Origin of the sequence: Streptomyces sp. NPDC001401, from assembly GCF_042895385.1 — a bacterium.
In the GTDB taxonomy this organism is placed as follows: Bacteria; Actinomycetota; Actinomycetes; order Streptomycetales; family Streptomycetaceae; genus Streptomyces.
In genome coordinates this window covers 37,973-53,812 of record NZ_JBIAWI010000014.1, presented here as the reverse complement: position 1 = coordinate 53,812, position 15,840 = coordinate 37,973, and the positions used below count along the sequence as shown (strand labels likewise).

Here is a 15,840-nt window from a genome sequence, read left to right as displayed (position 1 = left end):
GCCCTGAAGGGGCGCGGGGAACTGCGCGACCAGCCACGACGATGCCGCAGGCGATCGACGGCAGATCGCGGCACCGCAGCCACGAGGAGAAGACTGATGAGCACCATGCAGCCGCGGCCGCGGTGGAGCGGACCCGTGGCCCCCGCGGTCGGCGACTGCGGGATCCAGGAGGCGCTGATGCGCCTGGACGAGCCCGTCTACATCCTGCGCGGGCCGTACGGCCTCGGCGCCGCCGCGGGTGGCGGCGTCCGGGCCGGCGGGGAGCACGAGATCGTCGCCGCCGTGCCGCCGCTCGGGCCCGAACGCCTGGGCAGCGCCGCCTTCCTGCAGGCGCACGGCGTGCGCGAGGCGTACATGAGCGGCGCCATGGCGAACGGCATCGCCTCCGCCGACCTGGTGATCGCCATGGCCCGGGCCGGCTACCTCGGCTCGTACGGGGCGGCGGGGCTGCTGCCCGAGGCCGTCGAGAAGGCGCTGGTGCGCTTCGCGACCGAGATCCCGGGGCTGCCGTACGCCTGCAATCTGATCCACAGCCCCAGCGAGGAGCGGCTGGAGCGCACCGCGATCGACCTGTATCTGCGCCACGGCGTACGGTGCGTCGAGGCCTCCGCCTTCCTCGCGCTCACCCCGCACATCGTGCGCTATCGGCTGGCCGGGCTGCGCGCGGGCGGGCCGCACGGAGTCGTCGCCGACAACAAGGTCATCGCCAAGATCTCCCGTACCGAACTCGCGGAGCTGTTCATGCGGCCCGCACCCGAGCCGATGGTGCGGGCGCTGCTGGAGGAGGGCGCGATCAGCGCCGAGCAGGCGCGGCTCGCCGAACGGGTGCCGCTCGCCGACGACATCACCGTGGAGGCCGACTCCGGCGGACACACCGACCGGCGCCCGCTGCCCGCGCAGCTGCCGGTGATCATCCGTCAACGGGACGGTCTGATGCGGGAGTTGGGGTATCCGGTGCGCATCCGGGTCGGTGCGGCGGGTGGTATCGGCACCCCGGAGGCGGCCTGGGCGGCCTTCGCCATGGGCGCCGACTACGTCGTCACCGGTTCCGTCAACCAGTCCTGCGTCGAGGCCGGCACCTCCGTACAGGTCAAGGAGATGCTGGCGCAGGCCGACCTCGCGGACTTCGAGATGGCGCCCGCGGCGGACATGTTCGAGATGGGCGTCGAGCTGCAGGTCCTCAAGCGCGGCACGCTCTTCCCGATGCGGGCCCGACTGCTGTACGAGCTCTACCGCGACCACGACGGCATCGACGCGATCCCGGCCGCGGCCCGCGCCCGCATCGAGAAGCAGATCTTCCGGCGTCCCCTGGAGGACGTCTGGGCGGAGACCGTCACCTACTTCGAGCGCCGCGACCCCGACCAGCTCGCCCGCGCCGCCGCCAACCCGAAACGGCGGGCCGCGCTGATCTTCCGCTGGTACCTGGGCATGGCCTCGCGCTGGGCCAAGACGGGGGAGGCGGACCGCGCGGTCGACTACCAGATCTGGTGCGGCCCGGCGATGGGCAGCTTCAACTCCTGGGTGCGGGGCACGTACTTGGCCGCCCCGCAGAACCGCCGCGTCGCCGACGTCGCCCGCCACATCATGACCGGCGCCGCTTTCCACCAGCGGCTGTCCATGCTGCGGGCGGCCGGCCTCGCGCTCTCTCCCGCGATCGTCGACTACCCGGTGCCGCAGCCCGACCCGGCCCTGCAGGTGCGGCCATGACGGCCGCCTTCGCCTCCGCGGCGCTCCTCGACGAACTGCTCGGCGACCCCTGGCGGACCGACAACGTCTACGGCTTCGAGGCCGGGGTCGCGCGGGATGCCAGGGGCGACTTCCCGCACGCCTTCGCAGCCCGCCTCGACTCCGTCGACTTCCCGCTCGCCTATCTGCCCCCCTCCCTGGGCGGCGCACTGCGCGGCCTCGACGACACGCTCGTCCTGGTCCGGGTGGCGGCCCGCCGCGACGCCGCGGTCATGCCTGCCACCCTGCTGTCCTGCTCCGCCGTGATGACGGTGCTCGCGGCGGGCACGAGCGAGCAGGCCAAGACCGTCGCCGACTGGGTGCAGGAAGGACGGACCATCGCCTTCGCGCTCTCCGAGGAGCGCTCGGGCAGCGACGTCCTGGCGGGCGAGTGCCGCCTCGATCCGGCCGAGGGAGGCTTCCGGCTGACCGGCCGCAAGTGGCTCGTCGGGCGGGGGGCCACCGCCGACGCCGCGGTCGTGGTGGCCCGCACGGCAGCGCGCGGCCCGGCCGCGTTCACGGCGGTGCTGCTCGGGCCGCGGGAACTGGCACGGGTAGGGCGCATGCCCGCGCAGTCCGTCACGGGCATGCGGGGCATCGACTTCGCCGACCTGGCCTTCGACGGGACTCCGGTACCGCAGACGGCGGTGATCGGGGACATGGGCGGTGGCCTCGCGGGCGCCATGCGGGCCCAGCAGATGGTACGGCTGCTCAGCACGGCGGCCTGCCTGGCCACCGCGGACACGGCACTGCGTACGGCACTGCGGTTCACGCGGGGCAGGCGGGTCGGCGGCGTCCGGGTCGCAGACACCGGCCACGGCTCCCGCGAACTGGCCGTTGCCGCAGCCGAGTTGTTCGCCGCGGACCTGCTGTCCCTGACCGCCGCCCGCTACGCCCACCTGTCACCGGCGACCTTCGGCCTGTGCTCGTCGGTCGTCAAGCGCGTAGCCACCCGCCTGACGGCATCCACGGTGTCCCGCTCGCGCTCCCTACTCGGCGCCCGCGGCGTCCTGGCCCACGGCCCCGGCGCGATCATCGACAAGGCGCAGCGAGACAACACCGTCGTGGAGTCGATCGACACCAGCCCCTTCGGGGTACTGCGCGCGATCGCCGTCCAACTACCGGGCTACGCACCTGTGTTCGGGGATCCGGGTGGCGCGGCGGGGTCGGCATCGGAGTCGGGCTCCGCCCCGGATGGCGAGGTACGGTCGCCAATGGATACGGGCCCCGCCCCGGCCATCGCGACGCCGCCCGCCGCCTCCCGTTCGGCGTCCGGTCTTGCGGCGCCGATCGCTTCTGAGTCCGGGTCGGCTTCTGCCTCTGGGGTGTCTTCCGCGGCCGTTTCCGGGTCGGCTTCCGGGCTGGCGGTGCCTCCTGCCCCCGTTTCCCGGCCAGCATCCGGACCCGCGGCGTCTGCCGCCCCTGGCCCCCGGTCCACATACGTCGTCGAGCCGCCGCTCCCGCCCGCTCTCGACGCCTTCTTCGCCTTCGGCGGCCCGCTGCCCGGCCTCGACCCCGCTGCCCTCGACCTCTCCGCTCGCCCCAAGGACCTTGTGCTCCTCGGCTTTGCCGCGCGCGCCGAAGGGCTTGCGCGGGACCTTGCGGGACGTGGCGAACACCGGGCCGCGGCCCTCGTGCGCGGCGTTCGGGCCGCACTCGCCGATACCTTCGTCACCGCCGCCGAGGCCCGGCGTGACCGGTCCCGTGGGCTCGGTGCCTCGGCCGAGCTGCTCGATCTTGCCGACCGTTGTTGTGTGTTGTACGCGGCCGCCGCGGCAGCTCTCGCGTGGGACGCGCACCCCGATCGCGGGCTGTACGGCGAGGAGCCGGGCGGTGCAGGGTGGCTCACCGCCGTTCTGGCTGTGCTGCTTGCCCTGGCCGAGGGGCGCGATCCGCGCCAGGCGGCTTCCGATCTGCCGGCCGCGGCCCGCGCGCTCACCTCGCTCGACGCCGCGCGGCTCCTGTTCACCGCGTTCCCGGTCCGGCTGTCCGACGGACCGGCACCCGAGGAGGACGAGACGACATGACCGACCTCACCGCGCTGATGGCGGACCTGGAGCGGTACCTCGGCGACCCGTGGGACGCCGACGGACCCATGCCGTACCCGCGCATCCTCGACCTCGACGAACGCCAGGAGTACCCGCACGAGTTCGTCGACACCCTGGCGGCCTGGGGGCTGTACGACTGGATCGTGCCGGCCGCCAACGGTGGCAAAGCCGTCCATGTCGAGGACGGCTTCAACCTCTACCGCCTCGTCGGCCGCCGTGACCCCACCTCCGCCACCGCCATGGTGCTGACCAGCCTCAGCTATATGCCGGTGTGGATCGCCGGCAGCCCCGAGCAGCGCCAGCACTTCGCGGACGCCATCCGCGGCGGGCAGAAGCTGGCCTGGGGGCTGTCCGAGCGCCGGCACGGCAGTGACGTCCTCGCCAACGAGACCAACGCCCGGCGCGTCGAGGGCGGTTGGCTGCTGAGCGGCGAGAAGTGGACCATCGGCAACGCCACCGTCGCCGCCACGGTCATGGTCTTCGCCCGTACGTCGGAGAAGGGCGGGCCCGGCGGGTACTCGGTCTTCGCCGTCGAGAAGTCCGGCATCCCCGCGGAGCAGTTGGAGCATCTGCGGGACGAGCCGCTCCACGGACTGCGCGGCCTCGACATGAGCGGGGTGCGCCTCACGGACTGCTTCGTGCCCGATTCGGCGCTCGTCGGACGGGTCGGGCAGGGACTCGAAGTCGCCCTCAAGAGCAGTCAGCTGGCGCGCATCGCGATCTCCAGCATCGCCATGAGCTGCGTGGACACCGCCCTGCGCTCCACTCTCGACTTCGCCTCCAGTCGCGTCATCTTCGGCGGGACCGTGTTCGAAGTGCCTTATTCCAAGCGGCAGTTGGCCGAATGCTTCGCCGAGCTGCTGATCGCCGACGCGCTGACCACGGGCGCCGTACGGTCGCTCCAGCTCGCGCCCGCCCAGGCCAGCATCTGGTCGTCCGTCGTCAAGTACTTCGTGCCGACCCTGCTGGAGGAGACCCTCTCCCGGCTGACCACCGTCCTCGGCGCCCGTTACTACCTGCGCGGCCATCCCCGTCACGGCATCTTCCAGAAGGTGCTGCGCGACTTCGCGATCTCCAACTTCGCCGACGGCAACACCGTGGTGAACCTCAAGAACATCGCGCTGCAGCTGCACAACCTGCTCGCGAACGCGGTCGGGCAGGAGCCCGGTCCCGTCTCCGAGGCGGTCGCCACGACAGCCCGGCTCTTCGACCCCGCCCACCCCATGGCCCCCTACGAACCCGCCGCACAGCAGCTCTTCAGCCGTGGCGGCGACGACTCCGTGCTCGCCCTGCGCTCGGCCGTCGCCGAACTGCGCCGGGCCGCGCACGACGCCGAGGGCCGCGAGGCTGGCCGGCTGGCCGGCTGCGCCGACACCGCGGAGCTCATCGCCGACGAAGTGCACCGCCTCGCCGACGAGCACGCCAAGCTCTTCGCCGAACAGGGGCGGCAGGCCGGGCAGTCCGCCGAGCTGTACGACCTCGCCAAGCAGTACGCGGCGGTGTCGGCGGCAGCCGCCTGCGTCCACCTCTACCTGCGCGGACGCGACAGCTTCGCGCCCGCCCTGCGCTCACCGGCGGTCCTCCTGCTCTGTCTGGAGCGGCTGCTGCGCCGTTTCCACCCCACGCGCCGGGTGACCGGGCCCGACGACATCGACGCCGTCGCCGAGGTCATGGCAAGCGCCCATCGCGAGGGGCGGCTCTTCTCCTTCCGTCCGTTCCAGGTGAGTTGGTGACCGGAAGATGCGTGCGACCGAGGAGGCCCCCGACCTGTCGCGGGAGTGGGAGCCGGCCGACGACCCGCTGGCCGAAGGCGCCGACGTGTGGCTCCTCGCCGAGGAGGACGTGGAACGGTTCGCCGAGGCGACCGGCGGCCTCGAACTGCTCACCGAGGAGGAGCGGGCCCGGCACGACCGGCTGCTCTTCCCTGCCGCCCGCACCCGTTTCCTCGGCGCCCGGCTGCTGTCGCGGCAGGTCCTGTCGCAGTACGCCGACATGGCGCCGGGGGAGTGGCGGTTCGACAAGGGCCGGTTCGGGCGGCCGTCCGTCCAAGGAGCCGACTGGGGGCTCGACTTCAACATCACCCACACCAACGGGCTGATCGCCGCGATCGTGGTGCGCGGCCGTACCGCGGGGGTCGACGCCGAGAACACCCCGGCCCGCCCCGAGGCCCTCCAGTTCGCGCCGAAGGTCTTCACCCCGCTGGAGCAGGAGGTGCTGCGCCGGGACCGGGAGGACCAGCAGGGGCACGCCTTCGCGGACTCCTGGGTGGCCAAGGAGGCGTACACCAAGGCCACTGGCATGGGCATGGCCCGCGGCTTCGACGCCTTCTCCGTACACCGGCTCAGGGGCGGCGGGCTGGCCGTCGTGGATGATGAGATCCCGCAGCAGGAACGGCCGTTGTGGCAGATCCAGGTGCTGCAGGTGTGGGACCGGTTCGCGCTCGGCATCGCCATCCGGGCCAGCGAGGACGAACCCGGGCCGATCCCCGTACGGCTGCGTTCGGCCATGGCCGAGCTGCTGCCGGCATCCCTTGCGGGCGGCCTCCGATGAGCAACTGCCCACTCCACGCTGTCCACTCCTGGTCTGACCGCTACCTGACGCCGTCATCGGTTTCCGGCCGTAACGCCCGCTGTGTTGCATGGAAGCCGGAGCCCGCTGCCGTGCGGGTGGTCGCAGACGGAGGACGAGCGATGCCGGCGAAGGGGAACGCGGAGCTGCTCGCGGGCTGTGCCCGTGGGGAGGCGGAGGCCTGGGACGAGACCGTCGGCCGGTTCGGCCGGCTGGTCTGGTCGGTGGCCCGCAGCCACCGGGTGAGCCGGGTCGACGCCGAGGACGTGCGCCAGCTGACCTGGTTCCGGCTGATGCAGAACGCCGACCGCATCCGCGACCCCGACCGGCTCGGCGACTGGCTCGCCACCGTCGCCCGCCGCGAGGCCATCAAGGCGGCCACCCGCGACCGGCGCCTGGTCATGGTCGGCGACAGCGCGACGCTGGAGCATCTCCTCGACCACCACGAGAGCCCGGAACAGATCACCCTGCGCGCCGACCGCGGCCAGGAGGTGCTGCGCGCCCTCGACAGCCTCTCCGACCAGTGCCGCGAGCTCCTGCTGCGGGCCCTGCAGGACCCACCGGCCTCCTACCAGGAGATCGCCGACGCGCTGTCCATGCCGGTGAGCTCGGTCGGCCCGATCCGTACCCGCTGTCTGCGCCGGCTGCGGCGCGCCCTCGACCGGGACGGCACGCCGGCCGCCCTCGAGGACGACTGCGCCCGCTGCCCCGTACGCACGCACGACGCAACCGAAACCGAGGTGCCCAGGTGACCGCCCTCACCGCGTCCGAGACCCGGCTGGTCAGCCGGGAGATCACCACCGGCGAACCGCTCGGCACCGTCGAGCTGTCCACCCCCGACCGCGTCACCTCCGCCGCCCGCCGCGCCGGTGCCGCAGCCCCCGCCTGGGCGGCCACCCCCGCCGAGGAACGCGCCACGATCGTCGAACGCGCCGCCGACCTGCTGGTCCAACGGGCGGAGCAGGCCCAGGAGCTGCTGGTGCGGGAGGGCGGGGCCATCCCCGGCAAGGCGTACTTCGAAGTCCACCAGGCCGCCCAGGAGTTGCGGCACGGTGCCCGGCTGGCCCGCCACCCCGGGCTGCCGCACCCGCCCGCCGACGACCCCGAGCGCGCGGCAGAGGTGACCCGCGTCCCGCTGGGCGTGGTCGGAGTGATCGTGCCCTGGAACTTCCCGTTGCTGCTCGCGGCCCGCTCCCTGGGCCCCGCGCTCGCCCTCGGCAACACCGTGCTCCTCAAGCCCGACCCGCACACCCCGCTCAGCGGCGGCCGTCTCTTCGTCGAGGCGTTCGCCGACGCGGGGCTGCCGCCGAACGTGCTGGAGGTCGTGCACGGCGACGCGGAGGCCGGCTCGGCCCTCGTCCAGGCGCCCGACGTGGCCATGGTGTCGTTCACCGGGTCGACCGAGGTGGGCCGCGAGATCGGTGCAGTCTGCGGGCGGCTGCTGAAGCGGGTCGTGCTCGAACTCGGCGGCCAGAACGCCTTCGTGGTCCTCGACGACGTCGATGTGGAGCAGGCGGCGGCGGCCGGGGCCTGGGGCTCCTTCCTGCACCAGGGGCAGATCTGCATGTCCGCGCGCCGCCACCTCGTGCATCGGTCGATCCTCGAGGAGTACACGGAGGCGTTCGCACGGCACGCGGCCGCCCTGCGCGTGGGCGACCCGTACCGCTTGGACGCCCAGATCGGCCCGGTCATCGACCGGCGCCAGCTCACGACAATCGCGAACGCCGTCGAACAGGCCGTCGCCCAGGGCGCCCGCCTGGTCACCGGAGGGCGCCCGCAGCCGCCGTACTACCCGCCGACCGTCCTCGCGGACGTCACCGAGCAGATGGACGTCTTCCACACCGAGGTCTTCGGGCCGGTCGCCACCGTCACCGCCTTCGCGGATGACGCGGAGGCCGTCCGCCTCGCCAACACCAGCGACCACGGCCTGACGGCCGCCGTCTACACCGGCGACACGGCGCGCGGAGAAGCGATCGGCCGTCAACTTCGTTGCGGAGTAACCCACATCGGCGATCAGACCGTCGTCCAGGACGCCGCCCTGCCCTTCGGCGGCATCGGCGCCTCCGGCAACGGCTCCGGCTTCGGCGGGCGCGCGAGCCTGGAGGCGTTCACCCGCTGGCACACCCTCACCACCAGCACACCACCGCGCACGTACCCCTTCTGAGCCTCTCCGAGGAGACTTCGTGGCAGCCAAGGTCGAGCTAGTGCCCCAGGTGGCGGACCCGCCCGAGGGAACCGTCGTGTTCCTCATCGGCATGCGGATCAACAGCTTCTGGAAGGTGCACCGCTGGCTGCCGTCCTTCATGGCGATGGTCCCGATGCTGATCGAGCTCAACAAGCAGAAGGAGTACGGCTTTCTGGCCGCCCGCACCTGGATCGGCCGCACGGTGGTGGTGATCCAGTACTGGCGCTCCATGGACGAGCTGATGGCGTACGCGCACGACACGAACGCCGCCCACCGGCCCGCCTGGGGCCGCTTCAACCGCACCGTCGCCGACAACGGGGCGGTCGGCATCTACCACGAGGCGTACGTCGTCGACCCGGCGCGCATGCACACCGTCTACCGCAACATGCCGCCGTTCGGCATCGCCGAGGCCACCGAGAGCCGGCCCCAGCGGGCCGTACCGGTGCCGCGTGAGCGCGGCAGCGGCAGCCGACAAGAGCGGAGCACAACGTGACCACCACACCAGGGCCCATCCGGGCCGGACAGGACGTCCAGTGGCGCCGGTGCGCGTCCTGCGGCGCGTACATCTACGGCAAACGACTCGACCGCAACCGCAAGGTGTGCCCCGAGTGCCAGTTCCACTTCCGTATCCCACCGGACGTACGGATCGCTCAACTCGCCGACGCCGGCAGCTTCGAGGCGTTCCCCGACAGGTATGCGCCGCGCGATCTGCTCGGCTTCCGCGACAGCAAGCCGTACCCCGACCGCCTGCGCGACGCCCAGGCCCGGACGGGACGGCAGGACGCGGTGCTCGCCGGTCGGATGAGCGTGCACGGACGCCAACTGGTCGTGGCCGTACTCGACTTCACCTTCATGGGCGGCAGCATGGGCACCGTCGTCGGCGAGACCGTCGCCGCCGCGGCCCGCACCGCCCTCGCCGAACGGCTGCCGCTGCTCCTGATCGCCGCCTCCGGCGGGGCCCGGATGCAGGAGGGCGCGCTGTCGCTGATGCAGATGGCCAAGACCTCCCAGTGGATCGCCGCCCTGCGCGAGGCCCGGCTGCCGGTGATCAACCTCAACACCGACCCGACCTTCGGCGGGGTCAGCGCCTCCTTCGCGATGCTCGGCGACGTCGTCCTCGCCGAGCCCGGCAGCCTCCTCGGCTTCGCCGGACCCCAGGTCATCCGCAACACCATCCGCCAGGAGCTGCCGGCCGGCTTCCAGAGCGCCGAGTTCCTCCTCGAACACGGAATGATCGACGCCGTCGTACCGCGGGAGAGCCAGCGGGAGCAGCTGGCACGACTGCTGGCCCTGCTGGGCCCGTCCGTTCCCGAACTCCCCGAAGGATCCGAGGACTCGGTGCTCGGGCACCCGGTGGCCACCGTCCGCACCACCCGCGAGACCGTCGCCCTCGCCCGTGACATCCAGCGGCCCACCACCCTGGAGTACATCGGGTACGTCTTCGACGACTTCGTCGGCCTGCACGGCGACCGTGCCTTCGGTGACGACGCGGCGCTGGTCGGCGGGCTCGCCCGGTTCGGTGGGCAGAGCGTCGTCGTCCTCGGGCATCAAAAGGGCCACGACACGGCCGAGCTGGTACGCAGCAACTTCGGCATGCCGAACCCCGAGGGGTACCGCAAGGCGCTCAGGCTGATGCGGTTCGCCGACCGGTTCGGACTGCCGGTGATCGCGTTCATCGACACGCCCGGTGCCTTTCCCGGCATCGGTGCCGAGGAACGCGGCCAGAGCGTGGCCATCGCCGAGTGCATCCTCGAACTGTCCCGGCTGCGCGTCCCGGTCGTCTCCGTCGTCACCGGCGAGGGCGGCAGTGGCGGCGCGCTCGCCCTCGGCGTCGCCGACGCCGTGCTGATCCTGGAGAACGCCTACTACTCGGTCATCAGCCCCGAAGGCTGCTCCACGATCCTCTTCGGTACGGCCGAACACGCGGGCCGTGCGGCCGACGCCCTGCGCCTGACCGCCTCCGAACTGCTCCGCCTCGGCGTGGTCGACGGCATCGTCCCCGAACCGCCGGACGGCGCCCACACCGCCCCCCACACCACCGCGCTGACGGTCAAGAGCGCCCTCGCGCGGACCCTCGCCCCGCTGCTCGACCTCTCCGGCGAGCAGCTCGTCGACGCCCGACGGAGGCGGTACGACCGCTTCGGGGACCCCCAACTGCAGCCCGTAGTGGACTGGGAGACGCACGATGAGCACTGAGGTGACCACCTCCAAAACCGAGGAAAGCACCGACATGACGGTGGAGGAACTGCGGTCCCACACCCTGCGGCTCGCCGGTGAACTCCCCGGCACACTGCGGCGGATCACCCTGCGGGCCGGCGCCCTCAGCGTGGACGTGGAGTGGGAGAACGCGCCTGTGCAGGCGGCTCCGGCCGCTCCGGCAGCTCAGGCGGCCCCCGTGGCCGTGGCCGCGGCCCCGATGGAGCCGGACACCGCCCCCGCCGACCTGGTACGCGTCTCCGCGCCCCTCGTCGGCACCTACTACCAGGCCTCCTCCCCGGGTGCCGAGCCCTTCGTCAAGGTCGGCGACACCGTGGAGGCCGGGCAGCAGCTGGCCATCATCGAGGCGATGAAGCTGCTCAACTCCATCACCGCCGAGGTCAAGGGCACCGTGCACGCCATCCACGTACAGGACGGGGACGTCGTCGAGTACGCGCAGCCGCTCATCGACCTCGTCCCGGCCGGCTGAGACGAGGCGGACGACGACATGTTCGACAAGGTGCTCATCGCCAACCGCGGCGAGATCGCGCTCAGGATCATCCGGACCTGCCGCGACCTCGGGGTCCGTACGGTCGCCGTGTACTCCACCCCGGACGCCGACGCCCAGTTCGTGAAGGCCGCCGACGAGGCCGTGCACATCGGTCCCGGCGCGCCCACCCGCAGCTACCTCAACATCCCCAACATCATCGGCGCCGCCGTGAAGACCGGTGCCGAGGCCATCCACCCCGGCTACGGATTCCTCTCCGAGGACCCCTACTTCGCCGAGATCTGCGCGGACGACGGCATCACCTTCATCGGACCGCCGCCGGACGTGATGGAGAACGTCGGCGACAAGGCCACGGCCCGGAAGCTGATGACGGCCGCGGGGCTCCCGCTGCTCCCCGGTACGACCGAGCCCGTCGACTCGGTCGAGGCCGCCGAGGAGATCGCGCGGGACATCGGCTACCCGGTGATCATCAAGGCCGCGGCGGGCGGGGGAGGCCGCGGCATCACGGTCGTACGCAGGCCGCAGGACCTGCGCGACGCCTACACCACCACCCGGGCGAACGCCCAGGCGGTGTTCAAGAACAGCGCCGTCTACATCGAGCGCTACCTCACCCGCACCCGGCACATCGAGATCCAGGTCCTGTGCGACGACTTCGACGGCGCCGTCCACCTCGGCGAACGCGACTGCTCCGTACAGCGCCGCCACCAGAAACTGGTGGAGGAGTCGCCCGGCCCCGGCATCCCGCCCGAACTGCGGGCCAGGCTCGGCGCGGCGGCCGTCGCCGGGGCGCGCGCGGTCGGCTACCGGGGTGCCGGCACCGTTGAGTTCCTGCTGGAGGTGGACCCGGAGGCGCAGAACGCCTTCTGGTTCATGGAGATGAACGCGCGCATCCAGGTCGAGCACCCGGTCACCGAACTGGTCACCGGCGTGGACCTGGTGAGCGAGCAGCTGCGCGTGGCCTCCGGCTCCCCGCTCACCGTCAAGCAGGAGGACATCGAGATCCGCGGCCACGCCGTCGAGTGCCGGATCAACGCCGAGGACCCCGACCGCGGCTTCGCGCCGACGCCCGGCCTGCTGGAGAACTACCGCACCCCGGGCGGCCCCTGGGTGCGCGTCGACACCGACTACGTGCCCGGCTCCCGGGTCAGCCCCTACTACGACTCGATGATCGGCAAGCTCATCGTCTGGGGCCCCGACCGCGCCACCTGCCTGGACCGGGCCCTGCGCGCCCTGTCGGAGTTCGAGGTGTCGGGCCCCGGCGTGCACACCACGATCCCCATGCACCAGGAGATACTCGGCCACCCGGAGTTCCGCCGCGGGGGAGTTGCCACGGATTTCCTGGAACGGCACTTCGCCCTGTAGAGACCCGGAGGCGGACGTGTTCGCCGACATCGAAGTGGCGATACTGCGGCAGCTGGAATGCGGCAGGTCCGACGAATTCATTTCCCGCAGCCTGGGCGTCTCCACCCGCACGCTGCGCCGTTATCTGGCCGGAATGTGCACCAAGCTGGGTGTGAGAACCCGCTTTCAGCTGGGTGTTTCGGCCACCCGGCTGGGTCTGCTCGGCACCTCGGACACTCCGGACAGCTGACGTATGGAAATTCTTGGTCGCCGGCCCGGGAAATCCGTTCGGTGGCTCCTGTACATTTCCCCGGGCGAATCCAAGAGTGAAGGTATGTCTCTGCGAATCGTCGTATCCAGCGTCTCCTCAGACGCGCACATGTGGAATCTGGTCTATCTCCAGCTCCTCCTCGAAGAGGCCGGGCACGAGGTGACCAACCTCGGAGTGTGCCCGCCGGACGGGACCGTCATGGACGCCTGCCGCGGCGCCGACCGCCCCGATCTCCTCGTGCTGAGCACCGTCAACGGCCACGGCCACCTCGACGGGCTGCGCCTGATCCGCGCCCTGCGCCGCGACCCCGAACTGGCGGCCCTGCCCGTCGTCATCGGCGGCAAGCTGGGGGTGCGCGGGGCGGACCACGAGGAGAGCCGACGGCTGCTCGACGCCGGTTTCGACGCCGTGTTCAACGAGTCGCAGGAACCGGCCGGCCGCACCCTCGCCGCCTTCGGCGACTTCCTCGCCACGCTGGCCGAGACGGTGGCCGTCCAGGAACCCCTCGTCGTCGGAGCGCCGCACTGATGCCCCGGTTCGCCGACTTCGTCCGCACGGCGACCGCGGCGGGCCGGCTCGTCGTCCAGCCGCGCATGGGCTTCGGCGAACTCGCCCGGATGCGGGCCGGGTTGACCGCGGTGCGCGACTGCCGGGCCACCACGGTCGGCACCATCACCCTCGACAGCTACACCCGGGTCGGCGACTACGCCTCGGCCCGCCGCGCCCTGCGCGAGGGAGCCGACCTCAACGGCTTCCCGCTGCTCGCCCACGGCGCCGGAGCCGTGCGGGACCTCCTGCGGGAGGTGTCCGGGGACGCCTTCCCGGTCCAGGTACGGCACGGCTCGCCGCTGCCCCTCGACCTGTTCCGCACCATGGTCGCCGCGGGCGTCGACGCCACCGAGGGCGGCCCGGTGTCGTACTGCCTGCCCTACGGCCGTGTCCCCCTCCCCGAGGCCGCCGACAACTGGGCCCGCTGCAGCGAACTCGCCGCCGGCGCCCCCGACCCCATGCACCTGGAGACCTTCGGCGGCTGCATGCTCGGCCAGCTCTGCCCGCCCTCCCTGCTGGTCGCACTGAGCGTCCTGGAGGCGATGTTCTTCCACGAGCACGGGCTGCGCTCGATCTCCCTCAGCTACGCCCAACAGGTGCACCTGGGACAGGACATGGAGGCCCTGGCCGCCCTGCGCGAGCTTGCCGGCGAGCACCTTCCCGGCGTCCAGTGGCATGTCACGTTGTACACCTACATGGGCGTCTTCCCGCGCACCCCCATCGGCTCCTACCGGCTCCTCGAGGACAGCGTCCGCCTCGCCGTGCACAGCGGCACCGAGCGCCTCATCGTCAAGACGCCCGCCGAGGCCCGCCGTATCCCCGCGATCGAGGAGAACGCCGAGGCCCTCGAGTTCGCCGATGCCGTCGCCCGGCAGGCCGCCGCCGACTGCGCCGACACCAACTGCCCGCCGCCCACCGACACCGGCCTGCTCACCGAGGCCCGCACCCTGATCGGCGCCACCCTGGAACTCGGCCGCACGGTCGGCTCCGCGCTGGTCACCGCCTTCGCCCGGGGCGTCCTCGACGTGCCGTACTGCCTGCACCGTGACAACGCGGGCGCCGCCCGCGCCGTCATCGACGAGCAGGGCCTGCTGAGTTGGTCGAGGGCTGGCGGCATGCCGGTCACGGTCCGCGACACCGACGCCGTAGGCACCTCCCCACTGACGGCGGACCGTCTGACCACCATGCTCGCCTACAACGAACGCCGTTACGACCGCGAGGACATGGTCGGTTCGCTGCTGCGGAGCGCGGCATGAGGGCCCGCGCGGTCGTCGCCGACCCTTTGGCCGGGCTGGGCGCCCGGGGCTCTGGCGGCCGGTCCGGTCTCTCCGTGCGCTACGCCGATGCGGTGTGCGCCGTGCTGCCCGCCTGCACCCGGCGCCGTTACGACCACGAGCACCCGGTCGGTTCGCTGCTGCGGAGCGCCGCATGACCGCCCGCACGGCCCGTGCCGGCACCCTGGCCGCCGTGCGCGCGCACGGAGCCGTGCGCGCCCTGGTCTCACAGGGGCAGCCCGGGCTCTCGCTGTGCGCGGCCGACGGCCGGTGGAGCGGCCTCGACGCGGACATCGCGCGCGCGATCGCCGCCGCCGTACTGGACGACCCCGAAGCCGTCGACTGGCACCCCGCAGGATCCGCCGCCCGGCTCAGCCGACTCGCCGCCGGACAGGCCGACCTGACGGTCTGCAACGTCAGCTGGACCATGGGCCGCGAGGCCGCGCACGGACTCCTCTTCGCCGGGGTCACCTGCTACGACGGCGAGGGCTTCCTCGTCCCCGCGGACTCCGGTCCCGACGACCCCGTCCACCTCGCGGGCAGGCGCCTGGCCGTACACGCCGGCTCCACCTCACCGGCCAACCTGACCGCCTGGTACCGGCCGCGGGGCCTTGCCGTCGAGCCCGTGCCCTTCGACCGCCCCGCCGACGCGCTGCACGCCTACGCCTCCGGCGAGTGCGCCGCGTACGTACTGGACAAGGTGGCCCTCGCGGGGGCGAGACGTACGCTCCCCGACCCCGGGGCGCACCGGATCCTGCCCGCCGAGATCTCCCGCGAGCCCATGGCCGCCGTCGTCCGCGACGACGACCCCGGCTGGTTCCGCATCTGCCGCTGGGTGCTCCAGCTCCTGTTCGCCGCCGAGTACGAGAGCCACCGCAGCGGCGGCGCCGGCCGCGACGCCGTCGCCCGCCAGGCCGGACGGCACGGACCCGCCGCCGGCCTCGACGAACGGTGGGCGGCCCGCGTCCTCGACGCCGTGGGCAGCTACGCCGACCTGTACGAACGCAACCTGGGCCGGGCCTCCGGCCTCGACGTGCCGCGCGGCCCCAACGAGCTGTGGACCAGAGGAGGTCTGCACTACGCCGTGCCCCTGCACTGAGCCGCGGATCCACCCGGAGAAGAGGTACCGACTGTGAGCACCCCCAGCCGTCAGCAGCAGACCAGAGGAGCCGTCG

The 15,840-nt window shown here is 72.4% G+C and carries 15 protein-coding genes; all 15 read left to right on the top strand.

The genetic code is table 11. The annotated features are described in order from the left end of the window. Nucleotides 1–96 precede the first annotated feature (96 nt). The 15 genes from ACFY10_RS36695 (at nt 97) to ACFY10_RS36625 (ending at nt 15,764) form a co-directional block, all read left to right on the top strand. Complete coding sequence (locus ACFY10_RS36695; RefSeq protein WP_390669594.1) at nt 97–1,707, top strand: PfaD family polyunsaturated fatty acid/polyketide biosynthesis protein; 1,611 nt, start codon at nt 97–99, stop codon at nt 1,705–1,707. Continuing rightward, nucleotides 1,704–3,752 carry an acyl-CoA dehydrogenase family protein gene (locus tag ACFY10_RS36690; protein ID WP_390669593.1) on the top strand — a complete coding sequence of 683 codons (2,049 nt, stop codon included), beginning with the start codon at nt 1,704–1,706 and terminating at the stop codon, nt 3,750–3,752. The genes ACFY10_RS36695 and ACFY10_RS36690 overlap by 4 nt, the downstream gene beginning before the upstream one ends. Continuing rightward, entirely contained in the window at nt 3,749–5,506 is a 1,758-nt protein-coding gene (locus ACFY10_RS36685) for an acyl-CoA dehydrogenase family protein (RefSeq protein WP_390669592.1), read from the top strand. The genes ACFY10_RS36690 and ACFY10_RS36685 overlap by 4 nt, the downstream gene beginning before the upstream one ends. Nucleotides 5,507–5,513: 7 nt before the next feature. Next, on the top strand, nt 5,514–6,323 hold the full coding sequence (locus ACFY10_RS36680; protein WP_390669591.1) for a 4'-phosphopantetheinyl transferase family protein: 810 nt from the start codon (nt 5,514–5,516) through the stop codon (nt 6,321–6,323). Between the two features lie 140 nt (nt 6,324–6,463). Beyond that, nucleotides 6,464–7,093 (top strand): RNA polymerase sigma factor, encoded by a 630-nt coding sequence (locus ACFY10_RS36675; protein ID WP_390669590.1) that lies wholly within the window; start codon nt 6,464–6,466, stop codon nt 7,091–7,093. After that, nucleotides 7,090–8,505, top strand: coding sequence for an aldehyde dehydrogenase family protein (locus tag ACFY10_RS36670; protein ID WP_390669589.1), 1,416 nt, complete (start codon nt 7,090–7,092; stop codon nt 8,503–8,505). The genes ACFY10_RS36675 and ACFY10_RS36670 overlap by 4 nt, the downstream gene beginning before the upstream one ends. Before the next feature lie 19 nt (nt 8,506–8,524). Beyond that, a complete protein-coding gene (locus ACFY10_RS36665; protein ID WP_390669588.1) occupies nt 8,525–9,019 on the top strand; it encodes a DUF4188 domain-containing protein in 495 nt (164 codons plus the stop codon). Next, nucleotides 9,016–10,722 carry an acetyl-CoA carboxylase carboxyltransferase subunit alpha gene (locus ACFY10_RS36660; RefSeq protein WP_390669586.1) on the top strand — a complete coding sequence of 569 codons (1,707 nt, stop codon included), beginning with the start codon at nt 9,016–9,018 and terminating at the stop codon, nt 10,720–10,722. The genes ACFY10_RS36665 and ACFY10_RS36660 overlap by 4 nt, the downstream gene beginning before the upstream one ends. Next, a complete protein-coding gene (gene accB, locus ACFY10_RS36655) occupies nt 10,712–11,212 on the top strand; it encodes an acetyl-CoA carboxylase biotin carboxyl carrier protein (RefSeq protein ID WP_390669585.1) in 501 nt (166 codons plus the stop codon). Before ACFY10_RS36660 ends, accB begins: the two co-directional genes overlap by 11 nt. A gap of 18 nt (nt 11,213–11,230) precedes the next feature. Further along, the gene (gene accC, locus ACFY10_RS36650; RefSeq protein ID WP_390669584.1) at nt 11,231–12,592 is read left to right on the top strand and encodes an acetyl-CoA carboxylase biotin carboxylase subunit; all 1,362 of its coding nucleotides are present in this window, start codon (nt 11,231–11,233) and stop codon (nt 12,590–12,592) included. Nucleotides 12,593–12,608: 16 nt separating this feature from the next. Continuing rightward, nucleotides 12,609–12,821, top strand: a complete 213-nt coding sequence (locus ACFY10_RS36645) for a helix-turn-helix transcriptional regulator (RefSeq protein ID WP_390669583.1) — start codon at nt 12,609–12,611, stop codon at nt 12,819–12,821. 84 nt (nt 12,822–12,905) lie between these two features. Then, nucleotides 12,906–13,370, top strand: coding sequence for a cobalamin B12-binding domain-containing protein (locus ACFY10_RS36640; protein ID WP_390669582.1), 465 nt, complete (start codon nt 12,906–12,908; stop codon nt 13,368–13,370). Continuing rightward, complete coding sequence (locus ACFY10_RS36635) at nt 13,370–14,647, top strand: methylaspartate mutase (RefSeq protein WP_390669581.1); 1,278 nt, start codon at nt 13,370–13,372, stop codon at nt 14,645–14,647. Before ACFY10_RS36640 ends, ACFY10_RS36635 begins: the two co-directional genes overlap by 1 nt. Further along, nucleotides 14,644–14,823, top strand: coding sequence for a hypothetical protein (locus tag ACFY10_RS36630; protein ID WP_390669580.1), 180 nt, complete (start codon nt 14,644–14,646; stop codon nt 14,821–14,823). The genes ACFY10_RS36635 and ACFY10_RS36630 overlap by 4 nt, the downstream gene beginning before the upstream one ends. Continuing rightward, nucleotides 14,820–15,764 carry a transporter substrate-binding domain-containing protein gene (locus tag ACFY10_RS36625; protein ID WP_390669579.1) on the top strand — a complete coding sequence of 315 codons (945 nt, stop codon included), beginning with the start codon at nt 14,820–14,822 and terminating at the stop codon, nt 15,762–15,764. The genes ACFY10_RS36630 and ACFY10_RS36625 overlap by 4 nt, the downstream gene beginning before the upstream one ends. Nucleotides 15,765–15,840 lie beyond the last annotated feature (76 nt).